4 protein-coding genes are annotated in these 6,000 nt (G+C 57.7%); 3 read left to right on the top strand and 1 reads right to left on the bottom strand.

Features of this window, described 5'->3' with window-relative positions:
- Positions 1-344 precede the first annotated feature (344 nt).
- Positions 345-1,154, top strand: coding sequence for a Cof-type HAD-IIB family hydrolase (locus tag NV64_RS14200; RefSeq protein ID WP_056235272.1), 810 nt, complete (start codon positions 345-347; stop codon positions 1,152-1,154).
- A 35-nt stretch (positions 1,155-1,189) separates the two neighbouring features.
- Here the strand turns inward: NV64_RS14200 and NV64_RS14195 are convergent, their stop codons facing one another.
- Positions 1,190-2,533, bottom strand: a complete 1,344-nt coding sequence (locus tag NV64_RS14195) for a VOC family protein (RefSeq protein WP_056235271.1) — start codon at positions 2,531-2,533, stop codon at positions 1,190-1,192.
- A 503-nt stretch (positions 2,534-3,036) separates the two neighbouring features.
- Between NV64_RS14195 and NV64_RS14190 the strand changes: the two genes are divergently transcribed.
- On the top strand, positions 3,037-4,614 hold the full coding sequence (locus tag NV64_RS14190) for a carbohydrate porin (RefSeq protein WP_233208990.1): 1,578 nt from the start codon (positions 3,037-3,039) through the stop codon (positions 4,612-4,614).
- Positions 4,615-4,651: 37 nt separating this feature from the next.
- Positions 4,652-5,836, top strand: coding sequence for an esterase (locus NV64_RS14185; protein ID WP_056235269.1), 1,185 nt, complete (start codon positions 4,652-4,654; stop codon positions 5,834-5,836).
- The last annotated feature ends 164 nt before the right edge of the window (positions 5,837-6,000 follow it).

Genomic DNA, 6,000 nt, shown 5'->3' with positions numbered 1-6,000 from the left:
GTTTTGTGGTGAGAATCAGCGAGCGTCGTACGCCGCTGGCGCAGGGCTGCACAGAGTAGCCACGCCGGGATGCAGATCAACCTGTCCGACGGGTCACCCGGTATGTCGGACAGGTCATAAGCGTTTACAATAGTTTCCGCTTTATTGACTCAAGATTTCCCCTTATTACCGGATAGTAGCCTGGCGGCATAAAACCGGCCGCCTTCCCTCTGATAAAAGCCACTGCTGCACCCGCAGAGGCGATAAAAGGGGAAAAAACCGCAAAAACCAACCTCTTTTTCATGCATGATTTTCCCGCGATGATGACGGAAGTTGTTCTTTCTACTGACCCGGGGCCTGGCAAAATGATTAAAATGATCGCCGTCGATATGGACGGCACCTTTCTGAATGATGAGAAACGCTACAATAAAGCGCGCTTTCTTGAGCAGTATCAGCAGATTAAACAGCAGGAGATCAAGTTTGTCGTCGCCAGCGGCAACCAGTACTACCAGCTGATCAGTTTTTTCCCGGATATCCGCGATGAGATCGCCTTCGTTGCCGAAAATGGCGCCAATATTGTCGATAAAGGCGAAACGCTGTTCTGCGGCGAGCTGAGTCAGGACCATCTGGCAAAGGTGCTGTCGGTGCTGTCCGACCTGCCCTACGTTCACGTGGTAGTCTGCGGCCCGCGCAGCGCTTACATGCTGGATACGTCGCCGCCGGCGCTGGTCACGCTGATGTCGAAACACTACCACCGGCTGGAGCTGCGTCAGGATTTCAGCCAGCTGAACGACACCATCTTTAAGTTTTCGCTGAATATGGATGACGAACATATCCCGCAGCTGATGGCCCACGTCGGCCATGCCCTTGACGGCATTGTCACCCCGGTCTCCAGCGGCTTTGGTTTTGTCGACCTGATTATCCCCGGCGTGCACAAGGCGCACGGCCTGGCGCTGTTGCAACAGCGCTGGCAGATTGCAGATAGTGAAGTGGTGGCGGTAGGCGACAGCGGTAATGATGTCGAGATGGTCGCTCACGCCGGCTTTGGCTTCGCGATGGCTAACGCACAACCGGCGGTAAAACAGGTGGCGCGCTTCCATACCGAAAGTAACAACCATGAAGGGGCGCTGAACGTGATCGATCGCGTACTCAACCGCCAGCCACCTTTCGCCTGATCCACGCGTATGAACGCCGCGAGGTTTCTGCCCGCTTATTCAACTTCCGCCCACAGCCGATCCAGAGAGTCCTGCTGCAGCTGCTGATAGAGGCTGAACTCATCAATCACCGCGCGGCCCAGCGCCTGCTCAAACAGGCCCTGGCTGGGGTTGCCGCTGTTCACCTGGCCCTTATCCGTGCCGAGGTTGGACTGGAAAATTCCCGCCGCGCTGACCGGCAGAAAATCTTCGTAGATAATCGGTTCGGCCACCACCGCCCCGCGGGCGATCAGCGCATCCAGATCTTCACCCGGCTCTGCCGGGACCTGCGGGTTACGCCGGAAGCGATACCAGGCCAGCCCTTCGCGGCGCAGCGTATCGTCATCATCCGGGAAGGCGGCAAACACCGCGCTGAGGTGGCGCTGGTGGCTGGCGTTATCCGCCTGTTTCTCCTGCGATGCCTCCAGCAGCAGGCGGTCGTAGAGTGCGCGCCCCTTACGGGTCAGCGCCACGCCGCGCTGTTCGATTTCACCAAAGCGGGCGGTGTGGGTGCCCTGCTGCCGATCGGCAAAGTAAATCTCCTCGTTCAGCGCCTTGAAACTGGTCTGCCGCAGCAGGATCGGGCAGCGCCGCCGCGGTGGCCCTTCGATGATCTCTTTCGGCGTAATACCGTACTCCGGCATCAGCTGCTGCACCCGATCGATATCCAGCGTGCGCGGCGTCAGATGGTTGATATGCGGCCCACGGAAGCAGGCAACGTCGGCCACCAGCCGGTGCTGCCCGAGCAGGGCCTGGTAGGTGGCAAGATCGACGGACGCCTGCTGATGCCAGCGGAAGGTTTCCAGCGCCTGGCGCACAAATTCGTCGGCCTCACCGTCGTCAAATCCCCCCTGCTGCTGCCACAGCGCCAGCAGCTCGCGCAGGCGCGGGGTAAAGATATCGCGCTGTGCCACCACCTCACACACCGTCTGGCGCAGCGCCGGGTCCTCAATCAGCTCTGGTCGCAGCAGCGAGGTAAACACGCGAAACGGGTTAATCTGCAGCGCCTGCTCGCTGACCGGGCGGAACGCCGTGGAGTGCACCGGCACGCCGGCGGCAGAGAGATCGTAATAGCCCACCGGTTCCATCCCCATTACCGCAAACAGCTGGCGCAGGGTGGCAAGCTCGGCCGCGCTGCCGAGGCGAATTGCCCCGTGGCGCTCCACGCTCAGCCGGTTCAGGGCAGCGGGCCACTCTTCCGTGGGCAGCGGCAGCGGCGTGTCCTGCAGCACCTGCTGATTCACCTCACGTACCAGCTGCAGCAGGGTGCCGTACTGCGGCACTTCCGTCTGATACATCGCCGACATGGCCTTAGAAAAACGATCGCGAATATGGTCCGCGCTGATAAATCTTTCACCCATTTATTTTCTCCTGACAACGTCGGTAAAACGCCCCATCGCAGGATAGCAGCCAGCCAGCCGTTAAGTGTTAGTTGCATCACAGAACGTAAACGGAGATTAAAAACAGATTGCAGCGGCAACCTCAGCTGATAGAGAATCTTCTTAGCGAAATATTTAGACATGAGTTAGTTAATTGCAACACAGGGTTGTTACTGTTTTTCGGCATGCCGATTAACGGGCAAAACCTGAATGACGTCAGCGCGTAGTGAATGCTACGACCGCGACGTCATTCAGGTTTTTTTTTGCTCAAAAAAAGGCCAGAACAAGGTGGGGGAATTGCCAGCGTCAGAGAAAAAAATATAAAACGCTTTTAAAAACATCTCGCTGCCGGAGGGATTGCAGCGATTAAATAATGCCAGTCAGCAGGTTGACCGGCAGGGGATTTTATTACCTTTAATTAATAATAATTCACCAGGGGAAACTCAAAAGTGAAAAAACATGCCCTTAAGATGATAGCGGTTTTAATGACTTCGGCACTGGCTACGCCCCACGTATTCGCGGCGAAGCTGACCCTCGAACAGCGTCTGGAATTATTAGAGAAAGAGCTGCAACAGACTAAAAGCGAATTCCGTGAATATAAGGCACAGCACGAAAATCAGACTATAGCAAAACGTGCTGCCACCCGGCCGACCACGGCAAACGCCGCGGATCTGGATACCTCTGGCACCGCTGGCAGCGCGACGGCTCCCGTGCCGGTTGACGCCAGCTCCACCGTCGACGTGGCCAGCAGCAACGGCCAGAACAGCCAGCCGGTCAGCCTGAAAGATATCAGCAAGTACGTGAAAGAGGATATCGGCTTCAGCTACAACGGCTATATCCGCACCGGCTGGGCAACCGGTAACCACGGTTCACCGAAATCCTACGCTATCGGTTCGGTAGGCCGCTTCGGCAACGAGCACTCCGGCTGGTACGATCTGCAGTTTAAACAGCGGGTGTATAACCAGAACGGTAAAACCGCCCACGCGGTGGTGATGCTGGACGGTAACGTTGGCCAGCAGTACGGCTCCGGCTGGTTCGGTGAAAACGCCGGCAACGAAAACATCATGCAGTTCTCCGATATGTACCTGACCACCACCGGCTTCCTGCCGTTTGCACCGGAAGCGGACTTCTGGGTCGGTAAACACGGTCTGAAGAAATATGAAATCCAGATGCTCGACTGGAAAAGCCTGCGTACCGACGTCGGCGGCGGCCTTGGCATAGAAAACTGGCAGGTGGGCGCCGGTAAACTGGACCTCGCTCTGACCCGGGAAGACTTCGACGTCTACTCGCGCGATCTGAGCAGCAAAACCCAGATGAACAGCAACTCGGTGGAAGCACGTTATAACGATCTGCCGCTGTGGGACAGCGCCACGCTGAGCCTGATGGCCAAGTACACCATGGCCAATAAAAATGATACGCAGAAGAGCGCTGAAAATGACAAAAGCTACTTCGCGGTCAAGGATTCTGCCCTGTTAACGGCGATCCTGCACCAGAAGATCGGTGAGAAAGGCTACAACGATATCGGCCTGCAGGGGGCCACCAACTCCTCAGCCAGCAGCTTTGCTAACTACTCGGGTGCCAGCTCGGCGATGAGCTTCAACGGCTACTATTATGGCGACCACACCAACGGTACCGCCTACCGCCTGTTCTCGCAGGGCGAAGCCTACCTCAGCGACAGGATCATTATGGCCAACGCCGTGGTGCTGTCACAGGGTAGTGACGTCTACAGCTATGACACCGGCGCGCACAGCGACTTTAGCAGCGTGCGCACCGTGGTACGTCCGGCGTGGATCTGGGACACCTATAATCAGACCGGCGTAGAGCTGGGCTGGTTTACCCAGACCAACAAAAAAGAGGACGGCGAGAAGCTGAAAGAGTCTGGTTACAAAACCACCCTCTACCATGCGCTGAAGGTGGATACCAGCATCCTCAACTCGCGTCCGGAGATCCGCTTCTACGGCACCTGGCTGCGTATGCTGGATAATGAGCTGTCCAACTACAGCTTTGCCGATAACAAAAAAGACCAGTTTACCGTCGGCGTGCAGGCTGAGGTCTGGTGGTAATACGCCCGGCTAATCACGCGAAATAAGGAAACCGACCATGAAGAAACGTACGCTTACACTGCTGTTCTCCAGCCTGCTGCTGGGGGGCACCCTGCCCGCTCAGGCGCTGACGCTGCCGGCGGATTTTCCGACCCTGCCACCGCAGGATCGGGCGGTCACGCAGTATGTGACCGGCGTTAACGCGGACAACAGCATCACCTTCCGCCTGTTTGCACCCCAGGCAAAACAGGTGACGCTGTTTACCAGCGTGCCACCGGAAACCATCGTCTCACAGCCGATGACCCGCGACGCCGACGGTATCTGGAGCTTCCGCTCCGCGCGGCTGCAGCCGAACCTGTATGAGTACTTCTTCACCGTAGACGGTTTCCGCAGCGTGGATACCGGCACCGCCAGCGTTAAGCCGCAGCGCCAGGTCAATACCAGCCTGGTGCTGGTGCCGGGCAGCGTGCTGGATGAACGCCAGGTGCCGCACGGCGAGCTGCGCGCGCTGACCTATCACTCGGCTGAGCTTAAACGCGAACGCCAGGTGCTGGTGTGGACGCCGCCGGGCTACGATGGCCGTGGGGCACCGCTGCCGGTGCTCTACTTCTATCACGGCTTTGGTGACAGCATCCGCTCGGCGGTGGATCAGGGACGTTTCCCACAGATCATGGATAACCTGCTGGCAGAGGGGAAGATCAAACCGATGCTGCTGGTGATCCCGGATACCGAAACCGATACCGCCACCACCACCCCGGAAACCTACGTGCCGAAAGAGCGCCGCAAGGAGTTCTATCCGCGTAACGCCGATGCGGCCGACCGTGAGCTGATCCACGATATTATTCCGCTGATTAACCAGCGCTTTAACGTCCGTCGCGACGCCGGCGGCCGCGCGCTGGCCGGGCTGTCGCAGGGCGGCTATCAGGCGCTGGTCTCCGGCATGCGCCACCTGGAGTCGTTCAGCGCGCTGGCGACCTTAAGCGGCGTGACGGTGACCACGGTGCCGGATGCAAAAGTATCGGCACAGCTGGCGCGGCCGGATGAGATCAACCGCCAGCTGGTGAATTTCACCGTGGCGGTGGGCGCTGAGGACAGCATCACCGGTAAGGATATCGCCGGGCTGAAGCAGACGCTGGAGCAGAACGGCGTGAAGTTTGACTATCAGTCGGTGCCGGACCGCGGCCACGAGATGGATTTCTGGCGGCCGGCCTATATCCGCTTCGTGGAGAAGCTGTTCCGCTAACGAGGGTGATTTTTTATCAATGATGAATTATTGACCTGATAAAAGGTTGCGATTAACCTCTCATCGTTAACGGTGGGTGCATGTGATAATCGTCTTACGGGCAACCACCAACTGCCCCAAAGACAAAAAAAAAGAATCTGGCGTTAAGCCAGATTCTTTTTTTT

The sequence above is a fragment of the Erwinia sp. B116 genome (genome assembly GCF_002865965.1).
Lineage (GTDB): Bacteria > Pseudomonadota > Gammaproteobacteria > Enterobacterales > Enterobacteriaceae > Erwinia.
The sequence above is the reverse complement of the archived record's forward strand: the minus strand, read 5'-3'. Positions and strand labels throughout refer to the sequence as shown.

What these genes read in the sequence shown, in the direction of transcription:
- NV64_RS14200 (WP_056235272.1), top strand. Translation starts at nt 345, where the DNA reads ATGATTAAAATGATCGCCGTCGATATGGACGGCACCTTTCTGAATGAT.
- NV64_RS14190 (WP_233208990.1), top strand. Translation starts at nt 3,037, where the DNA reads ATGACTTCGGCACTGGCTACGCCCCACGTATTCGCGGCGAAGCTGACC.
- NV64_RS14185 (WP_056235269.1), top strand. Translation starts at nt 4,652, where the DNA reads ATGAAGAAACGTACGCTTACACTGCTGTTCTCCAGCCTGCTGCTGGGG.
- NV64_RS14195 (WP_056235271.1), bottom strand. Translation starts at nt 2,533, where the DNA reads ATGGGTGAAAGATTTATCAGCGCGGACCATATTCGCGATCGTTTTTCT.